Genomic DNA, 23971 nt, shown 5'->3' with positions numbered 1-23971 from the left:
CATGGGAGATAAACAGATGACCGTCCAGGCGCAATACGCCGCCAAGCGCGTAACTCCGGCCGAAGCCATCCGCAATGTTCATAACGGCGACACCATCGTCGTGCCGACTGCGGTAGCCGAACCCCCCGCGCTCCTTACCGCCCTTTCCGAACACCGCCGCGACTTCCGCGACGTGAAGGTGTCGCAGATCCTCGCCGTGCGCAAGTTCGGCTACCTGGATCCGACCACCGCCGAAAACGTGCGCCACGTGGCGTACTTCTTCAGCGGCGCGACCCGCCCCGGTTTCAAGGAAGGCGTGGGTGATTTCTACCCGAGCTACTTCTCCGAGATGCCGCAGCTCATCGATCGTGGCCTGATGCCTGCCGAGGTGGTGTTCACCCAGGTGTCCCCGATGGACGAGCACGGTTATTTCTCCCTGGGCCTGGCCCCCGACTACACGATGGCCGCCATCCGCAAGGCCCGCGCCGTCATCGTCGAAGTCAACCCGAACGTTCCGTTCGCCTTCGGCAACTGCCACATCCACATCTCCCAGGTCACCGCCCTGGTCGAGAACGATGAGCCGGTGCTCGAAGTGGGCCTGCCCACCATCGGGCCCGTCCAGGAAGCCATCGGCAAGTACGTCGCCGACATGATCGAGGACGGCTCGACCCTGCAGATCGGCTACGGCGGCATTCCCGACGCCGTGGTGATGCAGCTCACCCACAAGCACGATCTGGGCATCCACACCGAGATGGTCGGCGACGGCATCCTCACGCTGCTCGAAGCCGGCGCGGTCACCAACCGCCGCAAGAACTTCATGCCGGGCAAGATGGTCGCGACCTTCGCCCTCGGCTCCAAGAAGCTCTACAAGTTCCTCGACCGCAACCCGATGGTCGAGATGCACCCGGTGGACTTCACCAACGACCCGTACATCGCCGGTCAGAACGACAACCTGATGTGCATCAACGCCACCCTGGAGATCGATTTCCTCGGCCAGTGCGGCTCCGAGAGCCTGGGCCCGCTGCCCTACTCCGGCACCGGTGGTCAGTCGGACTTCGTGCGTTCGGCCAACCGCTCCAAGGGCGGCAAGGCCTTCATCGTGCTGCCGTCCACCGCCAAGGATGGCACGATCTCGCGCATCGTCCCGACCCTCACCCCGGGCACCCACGTGTCGACCAGCAAGAACGACATCAACTACGTGGTGACCGAGTACGGCGTGGCCCAGCTGCGCGGCAAGACCGCCAAGCAGCGCACCAAGGAGCTCATCAGCATCGCCCACCCGGATTTCCGCGGGCAGCTGACCGAAGCCGCCAAGAAGATGCATCTGCTGTAAGCCGCAGCCGGCAGCCCGGCGCTGCCGATTGCACGCTTCAACAAAAAGCCCCGGTCACCCGGGGCTTTTTGCATATTGCGTCGGGAAGGCCGGCGCGTTCAGGGAATCTCGGATTCCAGCTGGAAGCCGGCACCGTCGTCGATGCCCAGCACCTTCACCAGATAAGGCATCACCTTCTTCAGCACCGGCGGCAGGGTCCACGGCGGATTGACGATGAAGAGGCCGCTGCCGTGCATCCCGAAACCATCTTCGGCGGGCTTCTGAACGTCCAGGCTCACGTGCAGCCAGCTGGTGATCGGCAGGCGCTTGAGCTTCTCGGGGAGCTCCCGCGAGGCCATGCTGTGGAGCTTGGGATACCAGATGATGTAGGTGCCGGTCGGGAAGCGGCGCAGGCTCTCCTTCATCATCGTCAGCACGGTGCGATAGTCGGTCTTCACCTCGTACGGCGGGTCGATCAGCACCAGCCCGCGGCGCGACGGCGGCGGCAGGAAGGCGTTGATGCCGGTGAAGCCATCCTGCTCCAGCACCATCGTCTGATTGCCCGCGTTCTCGAAGGTCTTGGCGAGCAGACGGCTGTCGGCCGGATGCAGTTCGAACAGGCGCATCTTGTCGTCCGGGCGCATCAGCGGCGCCGCGCAGCAGGGCGAGCCCGGATACAGGCGGAGCTTGCCGCCAGGGTTGAGGTCGCGCACCACGCGCAGGTATTCCTTCAGCTCGGACGGCACGTCCTTGCGGCCGAGCAGGCGGCCTACGCCCTCTTCGTATTCGGCGTTCTTGCGGGCAAAGGCCTCGTCCAGCGCATAGCAGCCGGCGCCGGCGTGGGTGTCGATGTAAAAGTAAGGCTTGTCCTTCTGGTTGAAGTATTCCAGCACCTGGACGAGGACGAAGTGCTTGAGCACATCGGCGTGGTTGCCGGCGTGGAAGGCGTGGCGGTAACTCAGCATGGCGGTTGCACCCGGGCAAGCGGGCGGCAAGGGTCGATAGATCAGGGGCGCGATGCTAACACCTCGGCCGGTGGCACGCCTCCCCGGCGTTCAATCGGGCGCGTCGTACTTCCGGCGCGAACCCCGGAAACGCTCGACCGGATACTTGGCTTCGTTCTTGGCGAGCTTGGCCCGGGTGGCCGCATCCAGGTCGATGCCGGCCCGGTCGGCGATCAGCAGCAGGTAGAGCAGCACGTCGGCGCATTCGTCCTCCAGGGCCTCGCGGGCGTGGAGATCGGCGGGGATCGCCGCAATCTCGTCGTCGGTCTTCCACTGGGTCAGCTCCAGCAGCTCGCCGGCCTCGAGGTTGAGCGACACGATGAGGTTGCGCAGGGAATGGAACTGCGACCAGTCCCGCGCGTCCCGAAAGGCCGTCACCAGCCCTGCAAGGCTGTCGAGATCACCGGCCATCGCCCTGCCCCGTTCCGAGACCACCTGAAGCGTTCACAAACATCCAGACTCCTTGTCGCCGTCCGCGGCATTGAAGACGCGCTCACGGGCGTCGGCCACCGCCGCTAAGCCCTTATTTCGCTTACCGAAAGTGTGGCAAAAAGGGCGCCAATCCCCTTGCACTCGAGCGTCACCCTGTTATTATGGCGCGCTCTTCACCCGGCCATTCGGCGGTACGGGTGAAATTCAAACCATAACAGGAAAATAACATGCCGATTTATCGCCTCGGAGAGCATACCCCGCAACTGCAGGAGGGCGTCTGGATTGCCGACACTGCCACCCTGATCGGCGACGTGCATCTTGGTCGCAACGTCAATGTGTGGTTCGGGGCGATCCTGCGGGGCGACAACGACCCGATCACCATCGGTGAGAACACCAACATCCAGGACGGCTCGGTGCTCCACACGGATGACGGCGTCCCCCTCACCATCGGCAGCAACGTCACCGTCGGCCACAAGGTGATGCTGCACGGCTGTGCGGTGGGCGATGGCTCCCTGATCGGCATCAACGCGGTGGTGCTCAACCGCGCGGTGATCGGCAAGCACTGCCTGATCGGCGCCAACTCGCTGATTCCCGAAGGCAAGGTGATTCCCGACCGCTCGCTGGTGTGCGGCTCCCCGGGCCGGATCATCCGCGAGCTCACCGACCACGAGATCGCCAAGCTCCAGGCCAGCGCCGATGGCTACGTGAACAACGCCCTGCGCTACCAGGAGCAGCTCTCCGAGCTGTAAACGCACAACGGCCCTGCCGCGGCGTGTGCCGCCTGCAGGGCCGCAGCATCCCGCCAACTCCGGCCGGATGTGATGTACCCGAAATCTGGACTGCTCAGTCCAGGTTCAGCCGGATCGGCTGGTGATCCGAGGCCGCCGTGGCCTGATCCACCGCCACCGCATCCACCCGATCGACCAGATCGGCGCTCACGAAGAAATAATCGCAGCAATACGGCCGGTCCGGCCATTCGGCGCCATTCAGGCCCACCGTGTTCAGGTGCGGAATGTCGCCATAGCAGGCACGCCAGGCGTCTTCCCAGCCCGACACGTCGGCGCTGATCGGCGCGGTCATCCGGTAATACTCGGGGCTGCCCGGCTCGCAGTTGAAATCTCCGCAGATGATCGCCGACACCGGCCGCGGCCACACCGCAAAGGGCGAATCCTGCTTGCGCTCATCCAGCGTCGGCGCAGCGCTGGCGGCGAGCCGCACCGCATCGCACTGCAGCGCGTGGAGCGCGGCGATCTGGGTCATGCGCTGGACGCGGGAGTAGTACTCCAGATGGGTGTTGAGCACCCGCATCGGGCCACGCGGACCTTCCACCACCACCTCGAGGCACACCCGCGGCATGCTCGGCACGCCGTCTTCGGGCGGGCGCGGCAGACTGTGGCGGAACACCTGCCCCACCGGCAGGCGGCTGAGGGTGAGGTTGCCAAACTGGCTGCGACCGCCGGCCGCATCCGGCAGATCCACCGCCGGCGCAAAGTGCGCGCCATAGCCCGGGAAGGCCTCGGCCAGACGGGCAACGCTGTCCGTGGCCACGCCGCCCTGCAGCCCGGCAAAACCCACCGCGACTTCCTGCAGGCAGATCACATCAAAATCACCCAGCGTCCGGATGGCCGAAATCGTGCGCGGGAGATTCACTTCACCATCCGCACCGCGCCCCCACTGAATGTTCCAGCTCAGTAGCTTCATCAGGAAAACCTTATTTTCTTGCTCGACAAACCGGGCCGACGCCAGCGCGCCGACCACCGCCAAAAAGCATAGCAAGCCCGTGCCACCCGCTCGCCCTCAATCCATGCACCGCCGTGCGCAATTGCCGGTCGTCATGCCTTGGCGGCAGGCGTGCTGTGGATTATCTCCCCCAAATTGGGGCGCATCCAGGGCGTCAGCGCTAAAGCAGCTTGTCACGCCGCCGTAAATCACTTCGTCTCCCGTTCTCAAGAGCCGCCCAAGATCATGTCTACGCCCCAGGAACTTGTCGCCTGCATCGAAAAGCTCGCCAGCCTTCCCGCCGCCTACCACCGCATCCGCGAACTGCTCGACGATCCGGACAGCTCGGTCTATCAGGTGGCGGATGCGGTGGCCAGCGACCCGGGCATCACCGCCCGTGTGCTTCGTGTCGTCAACAGCGTGCTGTACGGCTTTCCGGGGAAGATCGAAACGGTTGCCCGGGCGGTCAATCTGATGGGGATGCAGCAGGTGCATGATCTGGTGCTGAGCACCGCGATCATCGGCGCGTTCTCGGGCATCCGCCCGGCGCGGATGCACATGACCCGCTACTGGCAGGACTGCATCTACCGGGGTCTGGCGGCCCGCGCCAGTGCCAAGCTGATGGGCACGGGCGATCCGGAGCGGATGTTCGTCGAAGGCCTGCTCGCAGACATCGGCCATCTGGTGATGTACCAGGCCAACCCCGAAGGCGCGTCGGCGGCCCTCGAAACCGCCCGCACCCGGCACATCCCGCTCCCCGAGGCCGAGATCAGCCACCTGGGCTGCACCCACGCCGAAGTCGGCGCGGCGCTGGCGTCGGCGTGGCACCTGCCCAACGGCTTTGCCACCGCCATCGGCGCCCAGCTGATGCCGGCCATGGGCGGCCACCACATGACCGAGGCCGCCCTCATCCACCTGGCCAACCAGATCGTGGCCACCGATGGGCTGGAGAACGCCGACGAGGCCGCCCTCGCCGGGATGGACCCGATGACCGTCGCCACCCTCGAGATGAGCGTCGAACGGATCGGCTCGATCCGCGCCGCCGTGCAGACCGAGATGCCGGCGGTGATCGCCCTGTTCTTTCCCCAGGCCTGAGCGCGGATCAGACTCGGCGCAGGATCGTCTCGACGTACATCCCGGGCTCAAGGGTGCCGCGCCACTCGACGGTGGTGCTCGGCGAGCGCTGGTCGTACCCCCGGGAAACCCAGCCTGCCAGCGGCACATCTGCGCCGCGCAGGATGCTCACCTCGCCATCGGGCGGCAGCACCATCGACAAGCACACCGGACCATTGGATACCGACAGACCATCCGGCGTGCAGGTGACGTTGCAGGCCTCGCTGAAATGCCAGTGCAGCGTGACGGACTGCGGGCCGGCAGCCTGCACCTCGTCGCGGATCGTCACCCTGTCGGCCAGGCGATCCACTTCCCAGCTGCGGCGATGCACCGGCCGCCCCGGCAGGCGCCGGTAGCCATCGTGCTCGGCCACCAGACGATCGACGATACGGGTGGATTCCCGTTCGAGCACCGTCGTCCGGTACTTCCGCACCCACATGAACTTGCCGCCCGACACCGCCTGATCCTCGCCGGCGATGGACAAGGTGTTGTGCATCGCCGTGCCGCGGAAGCCATCCCGCCAGGCCCGCGGCCCGTGGTAGGTGCCGGTGCCCGGATCGACGAGAAACTCCCGCCCGGCCACCGACAGGGTGAAGGACAGCGCATCCGCATGACCGTGGGCCGCGATGCCGCCAAGGCCCAGGGGGCCGGCATCGGCCACCAGGCGAATCTCGTCCAGGGTATCCAGATGGGCGCCTAACACGAACACGCCGCCATCCGGAAAATCCACCCGGGTGGTGGCCGGCGCCGCCTTGAGCAGCAGATCATCGAAGGGCACGCAGGCCTCGCGGCCGAGCAGCCAGCGGGTGCGAAGATCTACAAAACCGGCCTTGCGCGCCAGGGAGGCGTTCTCGAACAGCAGCGCACCGGTGGCAAGCTGGCTCTGGAAGGCGCAGCCGCCGGCGCTGAGGGAAAGGCCAGTGACCCGACCGTCGTCCGCATCGCCGAACATCGGCACGTTGCCACCGCTGTCCATCACCGCCGCCACATACACCAGCATCGCCTCCATGCGCGACCAGTAGGCGTCTGAAAAGGGCTTGCCGGTGGCCCGCGCGGCGAGCCCGGCGATCAGCAGAAAATCCCACACGAACTGCTGGTAGGCGGTGGTCTGTTCGCGATTGACACCGTCCGGGGCATTCTGGATGAGCGCCTCGCGCTCCAGGCCATCGCGGGAGACGCGCCGCCACTGCTTGGCCTCTTCCCAGTACGGCCAGGTGGAGCCGGCCACGAACAGCCCGGTCAGCTCGCCGATCAGGTGGTTGTTGGCCGACGAGTGCCGCGACAGATGCCCGCGGATGAACTCCGCGTGGCGCCAGATGCTGCTCAACCAGTCGGCCCGCAGCACCTTGCCCACCGGATGCTGGAACAGCGGCGACGACAGCCCGCCGATCAGCTGCCAGGCGATCGACCAGTTGATCAGCCGGATGCCGGCCTCCAGCGCGCTCGACCAGTTCGGCCCCAGGCCATACGGGCACTGGACGAACCAGCTCTCCAGCAGCGTGCCGATCCCTTCCAGGTAGCGCATGTCGCTGGTGAGCTGCCAGGCCTGGGCCAGGCACACCAGTTCCAGGTGCCGGTTGGGCTCCCACAGGTACTTGATGTCGCCGGTCACCGCGGGATCGCGGAAGGACATGGTCTTGCCGTAGGTGAGCGGCAGCAGCGCGCCGTTGGCAGGGTTGCGGTTCCACTCCGGCGGAAAACCGAGGTTCATGGCTTCGTTGGCTAAGATCCGCCAGTGGCCGGCGAGCACCTCGTTGGCCCGCTGCAGGATGGCGCCGGCGGGCTCGGGGAGCTCCCGCGGCAGCCAGCGGGCGCCCAGGCGGTCGAGCCGGGCCACCGGCACTTCGGTGGGGGCCTTGCGGCGCTCCATCGCCAGGGTGGCGCTGGTGCTGGCGCGGCCCATGATCTCGGCGATGGACATGCAGCGCAGGCGGTTCCAGTACCACCCGACCTGGTTAAGACTAGACATTGACTTCCTCACTTCCACTCAGCCGGCTGACGATCTGCCGGAACTTTCCGTTGCGCGTGCGCGGGATCTCGGCCACGCGCTCGATTCTGATGATGACCTGCTGACCAAGCCGCTCACGGGCACGCAGCAGCAGCGCGTGCTCGTCCCGCTGGCTGAATTCGGTGCCGGCGACGATGCGGATCACCACTTCGTCCAGGCGCTCCTGCACCACCTGGGCCTCGACGAGCCCGAAGAGCCCGGAGAAGATCCAGTCCAGCATCACCACGTGGCGTCCGTCGGGCGTGCGGATGGCGTCGTCCACCCGGCCCAGCACCCGCTCCACCACCCGGAAACTGCGCCCGCAGGGGCAGGCGAAATCCGGGTCGGCCAGCACCACCCGGTCATCCGCGCGATACCGCAGGAAGGGCATCAGGCGATTGCCGAAGCCGGTGGCGATGAGGTTGGAGGTGCCGTCGCCATTGGGCTCGAACTCCACGCAGCCGTAGTCCTCCATCACGTGATGGTGGCCGTGCTCGCAGGTGCCGATGGCGGCGACCCGCTCGAAGGCGCCGTACCAGTCGAAGACCTGACAGCCGAAGCGCTCGACGATGATGCGCCGCTCCTCGGCGCGCAGTGTTTCGGACGAGGTGACGATGCCGCGCAGCGACTTGCCACGGTAGTTGCGGTCGTGCTCCTCCAGCCAGCGGGCCAGGTAGCCCACCGATGAAGGATAGGCCTGGATCATCACCGGGTCGAACTGCTCCAGCGCCTCGATGTAACCCGCGCCGTTGCTCGGCGTGAGGTGGTAGGAGGACAGCATCAGGGTGTTGTCGGCCCGGTTCATCCGCCACAGCTTGCCGCCGGACTGATTGGGCGGCACCACCGGATCGCCGCGCAGCCAGGCCCGCCGCTCGCCCTTGTGAAAGCCGGCCCAGCGGGACTGGCGATCGATGAAGGCCTGCTCGAAGGCGATCGACGCCCGGTCACGCCAGCCGGCCATGGCCTGGCCGGTGGTGCCGCTGGTCGAACCCTTGAAGCGCAGCCACGGCCCGCCTTCGGCCACCATGCGCTCGCCCTCGGCGATCACCTCGTGCTTGGTGAGCACGGGGATCTCGGCCAGATCGGCAAGGCACTGCCAGCGCGTCGGGTCGATCCCCAGCCGGCCGAACAGCTCGCGGTAATACGGCACCCGGCGCCCGGCGTCGAGGGCCAGGGCGCGCATGGTCTCGAGCTGGAGGGCCTCCCACTCGGCGCGGGACAGCCACTGGCTGGCCTCGATGCGCTCGGTGATCCGGCGCAGTTCGCGCTGGTCGGTCACCAGGCCGCGCAGGCGGGTGGTCACCGCCAGCAGGTGTTCCTGCACGTCGGGCGAGACACGACGATAAAGCTTCGAATGACTGGATAGCATCGACCCGCTCAATCCTTTCCGCCGGACGCACGGTCGAGGCATCGCCAGGCGGACTCAACCATCGCCCGCACCCGTTCGATGCCATAGCTGTCGAGCACCCGCTCGCGCCCGGCCTCGCCCATCCGCCGTGCCAGCGCAGCGTCGGCCAGCAGCGGCTTGAGGGCCGTCACCAGCGAGGCCACGTCGTCCGGCTCCGCCAGCGTGCCGTTGTAGCCATCGGTCACCACCTGGGGAATCCCGCCCACGCGGGTTGCCACCACCGGCAGGCCGGCGGCCTGGGCTTCGAGCAGCGCCATCGGCACGCCTTCAAAACGTGACGGCAGCAAAAATATGCCGGCCCGGGCCAGCAGACGGGCCTTGGCCTCGCCCGCCACCCAGCCGGGCAGCTCGACCCGCTCGGCCACGCCAGCGGCCACCGCGGCTGCGCGCACCCGGGCCACATCGCCTTCGCCCGCGAGGATCACCCGCAGGTCGGGGCGCGTGCCAGCCAGCCGCGCCAGCGCGTCGATCAGCACGAACACGCCCTTGGCGTCTTCCAGCCGGCCCAGAAAGAGCAGCGTATGGGGCTCGCGGGGCACATCGGGCGGAAGCTGCACCGGCAGCACCGGGTTGGGCAGCACACGCACGTCCGGATGGCCGATGTGCTTGCGCAGCCATTCCGCCCAGCTTTCGGAGAGCACGAAGACCACCTCGGCGCCGCGCACGCTGCGGTTGATCCACGCCCGCTCCAGCGCCGAAGCACCCGCGTGGTAGCGATCGAAGGCGCCCCCGTGCAGATGAAAGATGTACGGTTTGCCGGCCAGCCGGGCCAGCGCCAGCAGCAGGCTCTTGCGGCGGAAGCTGGCGTTGGAGGCCGAGTGGGCGTGCACCGCCGCCACCCGGCCCAGGGCCAGCAGCAGGCAGAAACGCAGCAGCGCGCCGGTGAACACCACAAGCTTGGCGACGGCGCTGCCGTCGGCGTAGGTCGGCAGATGCAGCACCGGCCGGCGGCCGCCGAAACCCGCGTCCTGCCAGATCCGCATCACCGAGGCGATCCCGCCGCGGGACTGGATATCCGGCCCGAGCATCACCAGCATCGGCGCACCCTTCTCACGCATGGGTCACCTCTGCCTCGGCGCTGATGTGCTGGACGATGGTGCGCAGCTTGCCGTTGGCGGTGCGCGCCATGGACGACACCTCGCGCAGCTCGGCATCCACCATGCCGTGGAACTTGCTGTGGAAGAACTGCTGCAGCTCGCAGCAGGTCTCGCGGGTCAAGCCGCCCCCCGCCTGCAGGCGCACGATCAGGCGGCCGGGCTCGAACTGCTCGTACTGCACCGCGTCGATCCGCGCAAAGGCCGGCGGACGCAGGCCGCCCACCGAGGTCATGGGGATCGCCCGGCCGTCGCGGCCGTAGATGAAGTCAGAGTCGCGCCCCTCGATGCGTTCGAGCACCGCAAAACCCGGCAGATCGCGGTGTTCGGGGCCGGTGGACCACTGGGCGATGTCGCCGGTGCGGTAGCGGATGAAGGGCATCACCCGGTTGTCGAAGCCGGTGACGACGATCTCGCCGGAGACGCCCCGCTCGGTGATGACACAGCCTTCGTGGTCGATCAGCTCGACCTTGCCGTACAGCGGCCACACGAAATAACGCGGGTCGTCGGGCATCGAGGCAGCCATCACGGCGCGCTCCGAGTGGCCGTAATGCAGCAGCACCGGGCACGGGAACACGCGCCGGATGGTGTCGAGCATGAAGGGCTCGACGGTCTCGGAAAAGAGCTGCACGCCCCGCACGCGGCGGACGAAATCCGCGTGCTCGGGGTGCTTGTCCAGCCAGTTGGCAAACAGGTACACCGCCGACGGGTAGCCCTGGATGCCGCTCACCCGGTGGCGGAGCGCGGCCGCCACGTGGCCCGGCATCAGTTCATCGGTGAGGTGATTGGGGCTGATCGCCAGCATCCGCTTGATCGGGTCGTAGCTGTGGGTCACGCCCTCCTCCGCGCCGCGCACGTTGCGGCCGCGCAGGGACAGGATGGTGACGCGGCGGCGGTAGCCCAGGCGACGATTGAAGCTGTCGATGTACGCGGTCTCCTTGCAGCGGGTCAGGCCGCGTTCGAGTAGAAAGCGCAGGGGCTCGGACGAGGAGCCGCTGGTCTGCATCGGCAGGCCGGCGTCCGGCGGGCAGGCGGTGGAGCGGTAGGCCTGGGGATGGCGTTTCAGGTCGAGGCGCGTGGTCAACGGGAAGGCCGCCAGCCACGCCTCCACCGGCGCGCCGTCGCACAGCAGCGCGAGCACGCCAGCGTAGGCCGGCACGGTCTCGGCGGCCCAGCGCAGGGTGCGACGCAGGCGCTCGTCGGCCAGCAGCTTCAGCTTCTCGGGGCAGCGCAGCTGGGCCTCGGCGAGAAAACGCCGGTAGCCGGTGCCGTAGCGCATGGCCTTCGGCAGGCAGCCGTAAGCCAGCCCCAACGGGGTCTTGATCCACTGGGGGGCATCCAGGTACTTGCCCAGCCAGCGGTAGAGATGGTCCTCGACGCTCATGATCCTAGTTTCTTGCGGTGGTCTCCGCGGGCCGTTCGGTGAGGTGCTGGATCATCAGCCGGCGCTTGCCGCGGGCGGTGCGCTCGATGTGCGGCACCACCTGCAGCTCGGCTTCGACGAGGCCCAGCAGCTTGGTCCGGAAGTAGTCGTCGATCACCGCCAGCACGGCGGGATCGAGGGGTTCGGCCGATTGCAGGCGGACGGTGATCCGCCCCGGCTCGTGTTGTTCGTACTGGGTGGCTTCCACCTTCAGGAAGGCCGGCGGACGCAGCCCGCCCAGGGACGCCACCGGAATCCGGCGGCCGTCACGGGCCACGAAGTAGTCGTTGTTGCGGCCGTCGATGCGTTCGAGCACCGGATAGCCGGGCAGCGCCGGATGGGGCGCGCAGTCCGACCACATGGCGAGATCGCCGGTGCGGTAGCGGATGAAGGGCATCGCCTTGTTGTCGAAGCCGGTGGCCACCACCTCGCCCTGCACGCCGGGTTCGGTGATCGGCTGGCCGGCTTCGTCCACCAGCTCCACGTGGCCATACAGCGGCCACACGAAGTAGCGGTGGTCGTCGGGCATCGAGCCGGCCATCACCGAGCGCTCGGAGTGGCCGTAGTGCACCAGCACCGGGCAGCCGAAGACCTTCTCGATCAGCGCCACCATGCCTTCGTCGGCGGATTCGGAGAACAGCTGCACGCCCCGCACCGCCTGGGTGAAGCGCGGCACCGGGTTGAATTCCAGCCAGCGGGCCAGTTCATACACCGCCGACGAGTAGCCCTGGATGAAGCTCACCCCGTACTTGATGGCCGCGTCCACGTGGCCGGGCATGTAGGCGGCGTCCAGGTGGTTGGGGCTGATCCACAGCATCTGCTTGATCGGCTCGTAGCTGTGCAGCGGGCCGTTGTCGGCCGCCGCGCCGCGGATGTTGCGGCCACGCAGGGACAGCACCACGTCCTGCCGGGTCAGGCCGATGCGGCGGCTGAAGGCTTCGATGTAGGCCGATTCCTTGGAGCGGGTCACGCCCTTCTGCAGCGCAAACTTGAAGGGCTCGGCCACCGAGCCGCTGGTCTGCATGGGCAGGCGCTCGCCCTCGCCGCAGGCGGTGGAGAGATACGCCTCCGGGTTGCGCTTGTAGTCGAGCTTGGTCATCAGCGGGAAGAGCGCCAGCAGTTCGGAGAGCGGCATGTCGATGAGCAGCTGGGCGGCCAGGGCGGCGTAGGCCGGCACGGTCTGGATCGCCCACATCAACGTTTCGCGCAGGCGCGATTCGGACAGGCGCTGGATCTCGGCCGGGTCGGCCAGGCTCGCCTCGTCGCGGAAACGCGCGAAATCCTTGCCGTGGCGCCAGCGGTCGGGCAGCAGGCTGTAGAGGCGCCCGAGGGGTTCCTTCACCCACTGGGGGGCATCCATGTAGCGCTTGAGCCAGCGGTAGCCCCAGTCTTCAATCCCCATCCCGTGCCTCCCGTCTCAGCGCCGGACCCACTCGCGCGCAAACAGCGCAACGAAGGCCATGTCGTCGATGAAGTAACGGCGGAACATCCGCCGCGGCTCCTGCAGGAAGCGGTAGAACCACTCCAGGCCAGCGTTCTGCATCCACACCGGGGCGCGCTTGACGAGGCCCACCGCCACGTCGAAGGTGCCACCGACGCCCATCGCGAAGGGGATCTTCATCGCCGCCTGATAGCGGGCGAGGAAGGCCTCCTTCTTGGGCGAGCTGATCGCCACGAACAGGATGTCGGCGCGGGCCGCGGCGATCTGCTCGACCACCTGGGCTTCCTCTTCGGGCTTCCAGTAGCCGTTGCGGTAGCCGGCGATGGTGAGGCCGGGGTAACGGGCCGGATACAGCCGCGCGACACCGCTCACCACCTCTTCACGGGCGCCCAGCAGATAGACGCGCCAACCCTTCTTCGCGGCCTGGGCCATCAGCGCCTCGAACAGATCGACGCCGGTGACGCGCTCCTTGAGCGGCTTGCCGAGCAGGCGCGAAGCCCACACCACCGGCATGCCGTCGGCGTTGATGAGGTCGCAGTCATTGATGATCTGACGCAATGCGGGGTCGCGGCTGGCCTTGACGATCTTGTCGACGTTGACCACCACATGCTGGTGCGGCGTGCCGGCATGGATGAAGCCCTCGACGACGCCGAGGGTCTCTTCCATGTTCAGGTTGTCCACCTTGCATCCCATCAAATCAATTCTCATTGCGCTGTTTTCCCGTCGGAATTATCCCGGCCACCATCGCTGCGACCCGTGGCGGAGGGCACGGGGCGCGTGCCGCGTACCGCCGCAAAGCGTGACCGTCTTGTCAGAAAGTCGAAAACAGTGAGCCCCGGCGCGTGGCTGAGGGTGTGCACGCAGGCAATCCCCGGCTTCCAGCCCGGCTCGATCCGCTGTTCGGTGTGTTCGATGTACTCGGTGGGAGTGAGCCGCTCGATGCGCCGCAGGCTCAGCGCGTGGCCGTATTCCGGCACGCATTCCTGGGCCGGCCGCAGCAGCTTGCCGTCACGGATGAAGAGCGGCCCGGCCGGGCGGGCGAAGCGCGCATCGGCCACCACCGGGTTGGCGGCGTGGGGTTGCCACGGGCCCAGGGGGTTGTCGGCGTAGTAGGCGTGCAGCTCGTCGTGCTTGTCGGCGCCCGGCTCGGTGACGTTGCCGAGCATCCACCAGCGGCCTTCGTGCTCGAACAGCGTGGCGTCCACCATGTCGATGCCGGTCATGATGTCGGCGACCTTCTCCCAGTGGTCGGGCAGGTTCACCGAGCGGTAGAGCTCCACGCTGCGGTTGGCGCCGCTCTCGGGCACCATCCACAGCTGGCCTTCCCATTCGAACAGGAAGGGGTAGGAGAGGTGCCACGGACGCACCATCACCGACACCGGCTCGGCCCAGCTGCCGTCCGCCTGCACGCGCATGGCCTTGAGGGTGCCGCGGCCTTCCCGGTAGATCACCTCCTCGATGAACACCCACCAGCCGCCGCCCTCCGCCGGCCACACCATCGGGTCGGCCCAGAAACGGTCTGCGGGCGGATGGATCAGGGTCGCGCGGGCCGGGTCGAGGCACAGCGCGTCCTCGAACACCAGCGCCAGCCCCCACTGGTCGCGGCTCAGGGCCTTCGACGCCGAGCGCGACACGGTGCGCCGCACCAGGGTGGCAAAGCGCTGGGCCGCAGGGCTACCCGGAAAGGCATCCACGCCGCCGGCCGGCACTTCGGGCAGCGGCGCCACGGCGCCCTCCGCCGTCAGGCGCACCAGCGCCCGACGCACCATGCCCATACCCTTGGCGATGGCACGACGGCGGTTGCGGCGGATCGAGAAGGTGCACGAAGCCCCCAGCGAGGTGTCGATCACCGCGCCGCCGGGGATGGTTTCGAGCTGGATCACCGTGCTGTCGGCGCCCTCCACCACCGGATCGGCGCCCGCCAGCGGGGTGACCGCCGGGCGGCCGGAGAGCATCAGCGCCCAGTGATGGGTCGGGCTGACGGCCATCGGCATCGGCGCGGTGCGCAGGTCGAGCAGCACGTCACAGCCCCGGGTGGCGAGCCAGGCGTCGGCGGGCTCGGCGGTCGGCGCGATCCACTCGGCCACGCCGGCCGGGGTCGGCAGCTCCGCCAGACGCAGCGGCGAGGCACCCCGGTCGAAGACCATCTCGTCGACCCGGTCGGCCCAGTCGGCGGCCGGCAGCGGCGACGCATCGCGCAGCAGCGCAACGAGACGCACATCGGGCAGGTCGAGGCAGTCGCCCACCAGACGGACAACCCAGCTGGGCACCGGCCCGGCCGGGAGGAAAACAGCGAGGCGCACGGTCATCGCGGCCTCCGAACGCGGCAAGTTCATGCAAAAACCTCCGGCGCGCGGCGCAACACGGCCCGGCGCAATAACAGGTTGCGCGACAGGGTCGCGCCCAGAAGAACGGCAAACAGACACAGCACCGCATCCACCCCCGGCGGTGCAACGAGCATCACCAGCCCGCAGGCGGCGACGAAGATCACCAGCGAGAGCACATTCACCCGCAGCGGCAGGCGGGTTTCCTCGACGGTCTGGAGATAATTGGCTTCCGGCAGCACCAGCTGGCCCACGTAGAAGCTGGCGAGCTGGAGCACGAAGATCGCGGTGGCGCCGGCCAGGGCAAAATCGGGCCGCTGGCCCCACCACGCCAGGCCGCACCAGGCCAGCACGGCCAGCACGCTGAGGGCGGTGTTCACGCGGATCAGGTCGTGGCGCAGGGTGTCGAGGGTCGCCCGCACCTCGCGATGCCCGGCCTGACGCACCACCCTGGCCAGCGCCGGCAGCGCGTTGAAGCTGAGGGCGCGCGGAAACAGCAGCAGCACGCTGGTCAGGCTGCCGATCAGCGCCACCAGCCCGCCGTAGCCCTCGCCCGCCACCCGCACGGTGAAGGGCACGAGGATCATCGACATGCCGGCGCTGACGAAATTGAGCGCCGCCTGCTCGGCCGAGGTGCGGGCACTGCCGGCGGGCAGCGCGGCGGCTTCGTGCCCCCGGTGGCGCATCAGGTGGACCAGGCCGGCGAGGCCCAGCAGCGCAGTGGGCACCGCCAGCGCGGCGTAAGGCATCCAGCGGTGACGCCCGCCATCCACCACGATGCCGGCAGTGAGCAGCACCACCAGCAGGGTTTCCAGCACCAGCAGCGGGCGGTAGCACGTCAGCGCCAGACCGTAGTGGCGGGCCACGGTGTAGGCCGTCCAGCCGGCCAGCAGCAGCGCCGTCCAGCCCGGCTCGAACAGCCAGCCGCCCCACGCCAGCAGCGGCAAGGGCAGGCAGGCGAGCACGGTGAACACCACCGCGCCCCGGGCGAGCCCCAGCATCACCGGCGCGGAACGGCCCTCGCCCGCCACCGGCACCCGCGCCAGCACCAGCGCCGACCAGCCCACCGCCGAAAAGAGGCCCAGCATCATGGCGATCGACAGATCGTTGGCGAAGCGCCCCAGCGCCTCGGTGCCGCACACCGCCTGCACCAGCGCAAAGTGGAGCAGGCGCTGGCCGCCGGGCGCCGCGGTCACCGCCAGCACCTCGCCACGACGCAGGAGGGCCGCCATCGAAAGGCTCATCGCGCGCCCTCCCCGCTGATCCGCTGCCATGCGGCGGTCGCCGCCACCAGCGCCAGGGGCATCAGCAGGCTGGCCTGAGGACGGAACATGATCCCGTTGCTGAACGCCGTGGACGCCCCCAGCGCCGCCAGCAGCGGCAGCGCCACCCCCGGCGGAAAGGCCGCGGCCCACACCGCCAGGATCGCCAGGACCATCCCCAGCCCCAGCACGCCCTGCTGGTTGAGCAGGCGGATGAAGTCGTTGTGGGAATCCTTCGCGCTCCACCACCACACTTCGGACACGATCCAGTCCGAACCCTCGCCATGGCCGAACATCCATTCCAGCAGCGTGCTGTTGGCGAGGATGTCGATCTTCTGCAGCCACATGGAGAAGCGGCCGGACGTCACCTCGACCAGCTCGTCCCACGACGGCAGGTGGATCAGCCCGAACAGCAGCGGCACGAAGGCCAGCGTCAGCAGGCCGGCAAAGCCGACGAACATCACCACCGGCGCCATCCGCATGCGCTGCAGCATCACCACCGCGCCAAAGGCGACCGCCGCCACCATCGAGGTACGCACGCCCCAGCCGTAGAACACCAGCAGCAGCGAGAACAGCAGCTGCGCGATGAACAGCCGGCGGCTCAGGTGCCCGGCTTCGAACAGGAACAGCGACAACGCCGCGCACACCACCACCAGATACGAGCTGGTGTGCAGCGAGGCAAAGTAAACCGGCCAGAACGGCTCGCCACCTCGGTTGAGGGAGGGCGGCATCACGACGAGCGCAAACACCACCATCACCCAGATCAGCACCAGGGTGATCTGCATCAGGCGGATCACCAGCGCCGTCTCCCGCTCGTAGAGCCGCAGCAGCAGCACCGACAACAGCGGCGGCGTGACGATCTTGAAGTACTCGAAGACCGCCGTCGAAAAGTTGAGCCCGGTCAGCGCCTCGGTCGTCAGGAAGGACGCGAGGCCAATCGGCACCGCCACGAGGATCAGCGGTGCGCGCTGGAGGATGGCGTCGGCGTAGGTGCCGATGCCGGCGAACATCACCCCCAGCAACATGGCGTCGGCCAGCCGGTTGTAGATGGATTCGCCTTCCGCATCGATCACCGGCTGGGTCAGCATCACCGCCACCGCCAGCTTCAGCCACAGGGTGGCGAAGAGCGCCCAGGCAAAGCCCTGCGCCACCCGCTTCTCAAAGGGGGTGGCGAGGCTGACGGGCGCCGTGGCGGAGAGGGCGAAGGCCATCAGAAATCGAGCAGCACGCCGCCGATCACCACCACGCCGGCGTCCCGCAGGCCGGCCGAGAGCGCCGCCACCCGCTTGTGGGCCGAGGCGTGGCGACGGGCCACGATGATCGCGCTGCCACAGGTGGCGGCGACGAGCTGGGCGTCGGCGCCCACTTCGTCGGCCGGGGTATCCACCAGCGTCATCTCGAAGGTTTCCCGGGCCACCGCAATCTGCGCGCCGAAGGCCGGACGGGCCAGCAGCTCCTGCGGGTTGGGCGGCACGATGCCGGCCTGCAGCACCGACAGGTGATCGAAGCGCGAGTGGGGCTGGATGGCGCCGCCCTTGTCGCCCCGCTCGGCCAGCCGCGAGGCCAGGCCGCCGGCCGGCGGCAGGCGGAACAGGGTCTGCTGGCGCGGGTTGCGCAGGTCGCCATCGACCAGCAGGGTGCGTTCGCCCAGCTGGGAGAACACCACCGCCAGATTGGCCGCCAGCCAGCTGCGCCCTTCACCGCGCACCGGCCCGACGATGGCGACGGTGCGCAGCATCGGGTTGGCCATGCGCCGCAGCACCAGCTGGCTGCGCAGCTTGCGCAGGGCTTCAACGCGGGGCGAGGTGGGCTCGAAGGCAGCCACCAGCTCCGGGTCGGCGCCCTGGTCGCCAGCGGAGAGCACCGGGTAGTCGAACTGCCGCGACAGGGCGGCGTGCACGTCGGCCTGGGTCACCAGCCCGAGCTCGATGGCCGCCGCGCCGAAGGGAATCCCCCGCTCCCGCTGACGGGCCGTGACACGGGCCACCGCGTCGGCCGACAGGCGGCCGGTGGACACGAGGATTTCACCCAGATTGGGGAAGGCGACCGGAGGTTTTTCGAAGGCAGACACGTGGGAATGACCGGAAAAGGATTTCATGTCCATGGATGGTCCTCAGGCCCGCCGCAGGGCAAGGCGCAGGCGCGAGCCCTCGTTTGCAGCGTCCGGCAGGCGGGGGATCTCGGCCAGCAGCGGCGCGCCGATGGCGTCGTCCAGATCTGCTGCACTACGGATGCGGCGGTCGAACAGCTCGCGCACGATGCTCACCGCCATGGCCAGCAGCGCGCCGATGACGATCGCCAGACCCAGGTTGAGCAGCAGCTTGGGGCTGGCCGCTTCGGTGGGCGGCACCGCCACCGATAGCACGGCCACATTGCCCTGGCGCGACTTGCTCTCGAGGCTGGTCTGGGTCAGGCGGGCCATCACCAGGTCGTAGGCCTTCTGGGCGCTATCGACCTCGCGCTGCAGCACGCCCATCTCGTCACGCTGCTGCTTGAGCTGCAGCACGCGCTGCTTCTGGGCTTCGAGGCGGCTCTTGACGTCGCCTTCGCGGGCCTGGTTGATGCGGGTGTTGGTGCCCACCACCGCGGCCACGTTGCCGGATTCGGCACGCAGGCGGGCGCGCAGGGATTCCACCTCACCCTTCACGCGCTGGTACTGGGGATGGTTCTCGCCGAGGTAGCCGGAGAGCTCGGAGAGCTTGGCTTCCTGCCGGGCCAGATCCACCTTGAGGGCCTGGACCAGCGGGCTGGCGGTGACTTCGTTGGCGCTGCCGCCCTGGCGCTGGCGCGACGTGGTTTCGGTGCTCTGGGCCTGGATGGCCGTGTATTGGGTGGAGAGCTCGGTGAGGCGCGCGCTCTCCAGATCGAGCTTCTCGTCGCCCACCAGGCCGTGGCTGCGCTGGAACTCCGACAGGCGGGCCTGGGCGGTTTCCAGGTTGGCGCGCAGGGCCTTGGTGTGCTCGTCGAACCACGCGGCCGACTGCTTGGCCGGCTCGATCTTCAGCTCCAGATCGGTCTCCACGTAGGCCTTGGCCAGCGCGTTGGCGTAGTCGGCGGCAAACTTCGGATCATCGCCGGTGAAGGTGACGGTCAGCACGTTGCTCTCGTGGGACGGGCTCACCTTGACGAACTTCTTCAGGCGGCCGGCGATCCAGCGGTCGGCATCGCCCTGCCCGCCCGAGGCCTTCTGCCACTTTTCGGCCCAGCGCGGCATCTGCGCCACCTTGAGGGCCGCCACCGCCTTGGCGCCAACCCGCTCGCTGGCCATGATGTCGGCCTGGGTGGCCAGGAAGCCCGGCGTCGAGCCACCGCTGCCCGGATGCACCACCAGCGGGTCGCCCCCGCGCGCCTCGACCACCACTTCGGACGAAGCCACGTACTGGCGCGGCAGCACGAGGCTCACCACCAGGGCCAGCAGCACCACGCTGCCCCACACCATGAAGAGTTCCCTGCGCCGGGCCCGGAGTACCGCCAGGAGTTGAGTGATGCCCATGTCGGCGTCCGATCAGAAGAGGGCCTCGCGGACGACGATCACGTCATCCGCCTGCACCAGGTCGTTGAGTTGGGGAGTGAGCACGCGCACTGCGCCGTCCTGGCTGCGGCGGTGGATGCGCACGCCGCGCTCGGTGCCCCGCTGGCTGAGGCCGCCGCCCATGGCGAGGGCCTGCAGCACGGTCATCTGGCGCTCGATGCGGTAGGCGCCGGAGCGCTGCACCTCGCCATACACGTACACCTGCGGGGCGCGATGCACGTAGAGGGTGTCGCCGGCCATCACCGGCAGGTCCTTCTCCGGCGTCCAGGTTACGAAGAGCTCGGTCACGTCGATCTCGGCGCGAACCCGGCGGCCGCTGCGCATGCCGGTGAGGATCACCTTGTCGGCGCCCTGGGGCGCCATGCCGCCGGCCAGGGCCAGGGCGTCGGTGACCTTCATCGCGGTGCTCTCGAGCGGGTAGCGGCCGGGCCGGGCCACCTGGCCGAGCACCGCCACCTGGGCGCCGCGCACCTGCTGGAGCACCACCGTGACCTGGGGCTGGAGCACGAAGCCGCCCTTCTTCAGGCCGTCGGCAATCGCCTTCTCGGCGCCTGCCACGCTCAGCCCGCCCACCTGCACGTTGCCCACCAGCGGGTAGCTGATCGAGCCGGTTTCGGAGACGCGGGTCTCGAGGCTGAGATCCGGGTTCTGGAAGACCGAGATCTTCAGCCCGTCCCCCGGCCCGAGGCGATATTCCTGGGCGGCCGGTTCCTGCCCGGTGGCCTCCCGCGCATGGGCCGGCACCAGCCCGGCAACGAGCGCGAGCCCGGTCACCAGCGCACCCAGCGCCGCCCTGCCGCGCTTCCAACCTGTCGTCAAAACACCCACTGCAAGCTCCCCGCCAATGTCCAATAGTTGAAACTCTGTGCCGCCTCGGTCGAATTGCGCCGTTCCCGCGTCAGCGAGGTGATCCAGCGCGTGCGCGGCGTCAGCTGCCAGGTGCCGGCCACCGCGGCCAGCACACCCTTGTCTTCCCGCTGGGAGGCAGTGCTCACCCCGAAACCCGGGTCGCCCCGGTACTGGGCGTCGCGCCATTCCAGGCGGCTGTCCACCCGCAGCTTCGGCGAGTACTCCCAGACCGCCCCAAACCGCAGGCCCTTCACGGCCACGTAGTTCGAGACGAAGTCCTGGGCCGGCTCCACGTCGTGCCGCAGCGTGGTGCTGATCAGCGTGCGTGGCGTCACCCGCCACTCGAAGCCGACGCTCCCGTTGTGGCCCGTGTAGTTGTTCTGCGGAAAGCGCTGGTAGCTGCGGCTCACTGTGCCCAGCCGGGCCAGCAGGCGCGTTCCGCTTCGCAGCGGCAGCGTCGCCTCCGCAAAGAATTCGTCCTGCTCGAAGCGCGATTCGCTCAGACCGGTGACCGTCACCGGCGCGTTGGGGTATTGGCCCTGGGCACGCCGACGGGTCACCGCCACCACCGCCCCCGACGCCGGCGCGTAGCGCAGCACAGCGTCAAAACCGGCAAAATCGATTTCATTGCTGGGCCGCGAGCCATCCGGATAACGCCGGCTGCCCTGCCCCACCTGCGCGCCGACAAACCAGTCCGGCGCCACCTGATAAAACCCGCCGGCCGTGAACTGCCGCGTCACACCCAGGCTGCGCTGCTGCTGGCGGTAGTAGGCAAAGTCGTCGGTCGCCTCGCGCTGTTCGGCAGACAGCTCGCCCTTCCAGTCCGGCCCTGCCGTCCAGCGCCAGCGGCCCACGAGGCTGTTGGCGTTGTTGTCCAGAAAACCGAACTCCCGGTAACGCGACACCGCCAGCTCGTAATCGAGGGTGAACTGCTGCCCGGCGTAGTACTTCTCCAGGCCCAGGCCCAGCTTGGTGGTGCTGTTCCAGTCGCCCATCCCCTTCAGGCCGGCTGCCGTGGCCGCCGCAGCACCGGAGAGTCGAAACAGGTTGCTGTCGTAGGTGAGGGTTTCGCTGACGCTGATCCGCGAGCCGATGCCCTTGCCCAGCGGCAGGTCGATGGGGTCGCTACCCCGGTCTTCGGCCGCCACCTTGGCCGAATCGTCGGACAGCGCCCGGCTCAGCTCCAGATACGGCGGGTCCAGCTCGTCGCTCTCGAAAAGCGGCCCCGGCCTGCGCGGTTCGCCCAGCATGGTCGAAACGTGGAGGGCCACGCCTTCGCTACCAAAAGCGGGCAGACCTGCCCCGATCAGCAGCAAAACACCCCCGACACGAACACCAAAATCACGCAAATCCGCACCCCGATTAGCAAGTTGCAGCATCTTGAGGGAGAAGCGGACGAAATCAAGCCAAATTTTACGCATTTTGCAAAAGCACCGGCGTTCTGCACAGTTTTTTGCAAACAAATTCACATATCCAATAAATTTGACATTAACAATATCGAACTTGCAGTACATTCCGCATCGACCAGACAACCATCGGGATACAACAGTCCGCCATGCAGGCCGCCATCGAACGACAGGCGCCGGGGATCAAGCCCCACCTGTCCCTGATCTCCATCTTCGAGGCCCTTCTCGACCCCATCGCCTTCTCCGGCAGCCTGCTGGGGGTGGCGAACTGGTTTGGCGTGGGCGGGCAGCCTGCCTACGCGGTGCTGGCGATCACGGTGTTCCTGCTGGCCCAGCCGATGCCGATGCACATCGACAGCGGCCTCAAGGCGCTGTACCGGGGAAGCTGGCTGAAGGGGGTCGCGCTGTTCGGCATCCTCACCCTGATCGGACTGATGACGGGCTTTGGCAGCGCCTACGCGCCAGAGGTACTGCTGGTGTGGTTCGTGGTCGGGCCGGCGACGGCCGCCCTCGCCCGCCATGCCGCCCACACCTTCACGCCGATGGTCATGGCCCACGCGGGCTACCGCCAGCGGGCGGTGATCGTGGGCGCCAGCCACGCCGGCCTGGCCGTGGCCGACCGTCTCGAACGCTCCCGCCGCGCCGGCAAGCGCCTGCTCGGCTTCTTTGACGACCGCCATTCGAGCCGCCACGCCCGCGCCGGCATCCACCATCTGGGCAAGATCAAGGATCTGGTGGATTACGTGCGCGACAACGACGTGGACGTGATCTACATCGCCCTGCCCATGAGCAGCCAGCCGCGCATCCTCCAGTTGCTGGACGAGCTGCGCGACACCACGGTGTCGATCTATTTCGTGCCGGATTTCTTCATGACCGACCTGATCCAGGCGCGCATGGACGACCTGGGCGGCCTGCCCGTGGTGGCGGTGTGCGAATCACCGTTCACCGGCGTCAATGGCCTCTTCAAGCAGGCTTTCGATTTCGTGCTGGCGGCGGCCATCCTGGTGATGATCTCGCCGCTGCTGGTGGCCATCGCCATCGCGGTGAAGGCCACTTCGCCGGGCCCGGTGCTGTTCCGCCAGTACCGTTACGGCCTCGACGGGGAGCGCATCCTGGTCTACAAGTTCCGCTCCATGAGCGTCTGCGAGAACGGCGACACCATCACCCAGGCCCGGGTGGGCGACAGCCGGGTGACGCCCCTGGGCGCCTTCCTGCGGCGCACCTCGCTCGACGAGCTGCCCCAGTTCATCAACGTGCTCCAGGGCCGCATGAGCGTCGTCGGCCCGCGCCCCCACGCGGTGGCCCACAACGAGACCTACCGCAAGCTCATCAAGGGCTACATGATCCGCCACAAGGTGCGCCCGGGCATCACCGGCTGGGCCCAGGTGAACGGCTGCCGCGGCGAGACCGAGACGCTGGACAAGATGAAACGGCGCATCGACTTCGACCTGGAATACCTGCGCAACTGGTCCTTCCTGCTCGACCTGCGCATCATCCTGCGCACCGTCGGCCTGATCCGGAAAGACCCGAACGCCTACTGAGGCCGACCTGAAAATGCGAAAACGCAGCCTGACGAGGGCTGCGTTTTTTGCTTCAGGGGGCCGAAAAGCCATCCCTCTGCAGCGTGAACCGTAGGTCAATGAGATGGACTCCTCCCTCCTGAAACGGCTTCGATGAGCCAGACTG

The 23971-nt window shown here is 68.0% G+C and carries 20 protein-coding genes; 4 read left to right on the top strand and 16 right to left on the bottom strand.

Annotated elements, in window-relative coordinates; all coding sequences use genetic code 11:
* Positions 1–16: 16 nt before the first annotated feature.
* The gene (locus tag Q0672_RS13910; protein WP_153163479.1) at positions 17–1312 is read left to right on the top strand and encodes an acetyl-CoA hydrolase/transferase C-terminal domain-containing protein; all 1296 of its coding nucleotides are present in this window, start codon (positions 17–19) and stop codon (positions 1310–1312) included.
* 98 nt (positions 1313–1410) lie between these two features.
* Here Q0672_RS13910 and Q0672_RS13905 read toward each other — a convergent pair whose 3' ends face one another.
* Both Q0672_RS13905 and Q0672_RS13900 read right to left on the bottom strand, forming a co-directional pair.
* Complete coding sequence (locus tag Q0672_RS13905; protein WP_153163480.1) at positions 1411–2256, bottom strand: 23S rRNA (adenine(2030)-N(6))-methyltransferase RlmJ; 846 nt, start codon at positions 2254–2256, stop codon at positions 1411–1413.
* Positions 2257–2346: 90 nt separating this feature from the next.
* A complete protein-coding gene (locus Q0672_RS13900; RefSeq protein WP_153163481.1) occupies positions 2347–2706 on the bottom strand; it encodes a nucleotide pyrophosphohydrolase in 360 nt (119 codons plus the stop codon).
* A gap of 248 nt (positions 2707–2954) precedes the next feature.
* Between Q0672_RS13900 and Q0672_RS13895 the strand changes: the two genes are divergently transcribed.
* Positions 2955–3476: a gamma carbonic anhydrase family protein gene (locus Q0672_RS13895; protein ID WP_153163482.1), complete on the top strand. Its 522-nt coding sequence runs from the start codon at positions 2955–2957 to the stop codon at positions 3474–3476.
* Positions 3477–3570: 94 nt separating this feature from the next.
* Here the strand turns inward: Q0672_RS13895 and Q0672_RS13890 are convergent, their stop codons facing one another.
* On the bottom strand, positions 3571–4428 hold the full coding sequence (locus Q0672_RS13890) for an endonuclease/exonuclease/phosphatase family protein (RefSeq protein WP_298623049.1): 858 nt from the start codon (positions 4426–4428) through the stop codon (positions 3571–3573).
* A 264-nt stretch (positions 4429–4692) separates the two neighbouring features.
* On the opposite strand from Q0672_RS13890, the gene Q0672_RS13885 reads away from it, so the two are divergent.
* Entirely contained in the window at positions 4693–5541 is an 849-nt protein-coding gene (locus Q0672_RS13885) for an HDOD domain-containing protein (RefSeq protein ID WP_153163484.1), read from the top strand.
* Between the two features lie 7 nt (positions 5542–5548).
* Here Q0672_RS13885 and Q0672_RS13880 read toward each other — a convergent pair whose 3' ends face one another.
* Genes Q0672_RS13880 through Q0672_RS13820 form a run of 13 tightly spaced genes read right to left on the bottom strand, consistent with a single transcriptional unit; the run spans position 5549 to position 22393 of the window.
* Positions 5549–7528 carry an alginate lyase family protein gene (locus Q0672_RS13880; protein ID WP_298623047.1) on the bottom strand — a complete coding sequence of 660 codons (1980 nt, stop codon included), beginning with the start codon at positions 7526–7528 and terminating at the stop codon, positions 5549–5551.
* Positions 7521–8915 carry a hypothetical protein gene (locus Q0672_RS13875; RefSeq protein WP_298623046.1) on the bottom strand — a complete coding sequence of 465 codons (1395 nt, stop codon included), beginning with the start codon at positions 8913–8915 and terminating at the stop codon, positions 7521–7523. The genes Q0672_RS13880 and Q0672_RS13875 overlap by 8 nt, the downstream gene beginning before the upstream one ends.
* Positions 8916–8923: 8 nt before the next feature.
* Positions 8924–10012 (bottom strand): glycosyltransferase family 4 protein, encoded by a 1089-nt coding sequence (locus Q0672_RS13870; protein WP_298623045.1) that lies wholly within the window; start codon positions 10010–10012, stop codon positions 8924–8926.
* Positions 10005–11432, bottom strand: coding sequence for a hypothetical protein (locus Q0672_RS13865; protein WP_298623044.1), 1428 nt, complete (start codon positions 11430–11432; stop codon positions 10005–10007). Before Q0672_RS13865 ends, Q0672_RS13870 begins: the two co-directional genes overlap by 8 nt.
* A gap of 4 nt (positions 11433–11436) precedes the next feature.
* Positions 11437–12873, bottom strand: coding sequence for a hypothetical protein (locus Q0672_RS13860; RefSeq protein ID WP_298623043.1), 1437 nt, complete (start codon positions 12871–12873; stop codon positions 11437–11439).
* 15 nt (positions 12874–12888) lie between these two features.
* Positions 12889–13620 (bottom strand): WecB/TagA/CpsF family glycosyltransferase, encoded by a 732-nt coding sequence (locus Q0672_RS13855; RefSeq protein WP_298623042.1) that lies wholly within the window; start codon positions 13618–13620, stop codon positions 12889–12891.
* Positions 13617–15248, bottom strand: a complete 1632-nt coding sequence (locus Q0672_RS13850) for a hypothetical protein (protein WP_298623041.1) — start codon at positions 15246–15248, stop codon at positions 13617–13619. The genes Q0672_RS13855 and Q0672_RS13850 overlap by 4 nt, the downstream gene beginning before the upstream one ends.
* Positions 15245–16480: a hypothetical protein gene (locus Q0672_RS13845; RefSeq protein ID WP_298623040.1), complete on the bottom strand. Its 1236-nt coding sequence runs from the start codon at positions 16478–16480 to the stop codon at positions 15245–15247. The genes Q0672_RS13850 and Q0672_RS13845 overlap by 4 nt, the downstream gene beginning before the upstream one ends.
* Positions 16477–17709: a hypothetical protein gene (locus Q0672_RS13840; RefSeq protein WP_298623039.1), complete on the bottom strand. Its 1233-nt coding sequence runs from the start codon at positions 17707–17709 to the stop codon at positions 16477–16479. The genes Q0672_RS13845 and Q0672_RS13840 overlap by 4 nt, the downstream gene beginning before the upstream one ends.
* Positions 17709–18596: a chain length determinant protein tyrosine kinase EpsG gene (locus tag Q0672_RS13835; RefSeq protein ID WP_298623038.1), complete on the bottom strand. Its 888-nt coding sequence runs from the start codon at positions 18594–18596 to the stop codon at positions 17709–17711. Before Q0672_RS13835 ends, Q0672_RS13840 begins: the two co-directional genes overlap by 1 nt.
* A gap of 15 nt (positions 18597–18611) precedes the next feature.
* Positions 18612–19991 (bottom strand): chain length determinant protein EpsF, encoded by a 1380-nt coding sequence (gene epsF / locus Q0672_RS13830; protein ID WP_298623037.1) that lies wholly within the window; start codon positions 19989–19991, stop codon positions 18612–18614.
* A gap of 12 nt (positions 19992–20003) precedes the next feature.
* Positions 20004–20849, bottom strand: a complete 846-nt coding sequence (epsE, locus tag Q0672_RS13825; protein WP_298623036.1) for a polysaccharide export protein EpsE — start codon at positions 20847–20849, stop codon at positions 20004–20006.
* Positions 20846–22393, bottom strand: coding sequence for a hypothetical protein (locus Q0672_RS13820; RefSeq protein WP_298623035.1), 1548 nt, complete (start codon positions 22391–22393; stop codon positions 20846–20848). Before Q0672_RS13820 ends, epsE begins: the two co-directional genes overlap by 4 nt.
* 41 nt (positions 22394–22434) lie before the next feature.
* Here Q0672_RS13820 and Q0672_RS13815 point away from each other — a divergent pair, with 41 nt between their 5' ends.
* On the top strand, positions 22435–23826 hold the full coding sequence (locus tag Q0672_RS13815) for an undecaprenyl-phosphate glucose phosphotransferase (RefSeq protein ID WP_298623034.1): 1392 nt from the start codon (positions 22435–22437) through the stop codon (positions 23824–23826).
* Positions 23827–23971 lie beyond the last annotated feature (145 nt).

The organism is uncultured Zoogloea sp. (assembly GCF_937894855.1).
In the GTDB taxonomy this organism is placed as follows: Bacteria; Pseudomonadota; Gammaproteobacteria; order Burkholderiales; family Rhodocyclaceae; genus Zoogloea; species Zoogloea oryzae.
Note: the sequence above shows the minus strand (reverse complement) of the source record. Positions and strands in the feature narration are given on the sequence as shown.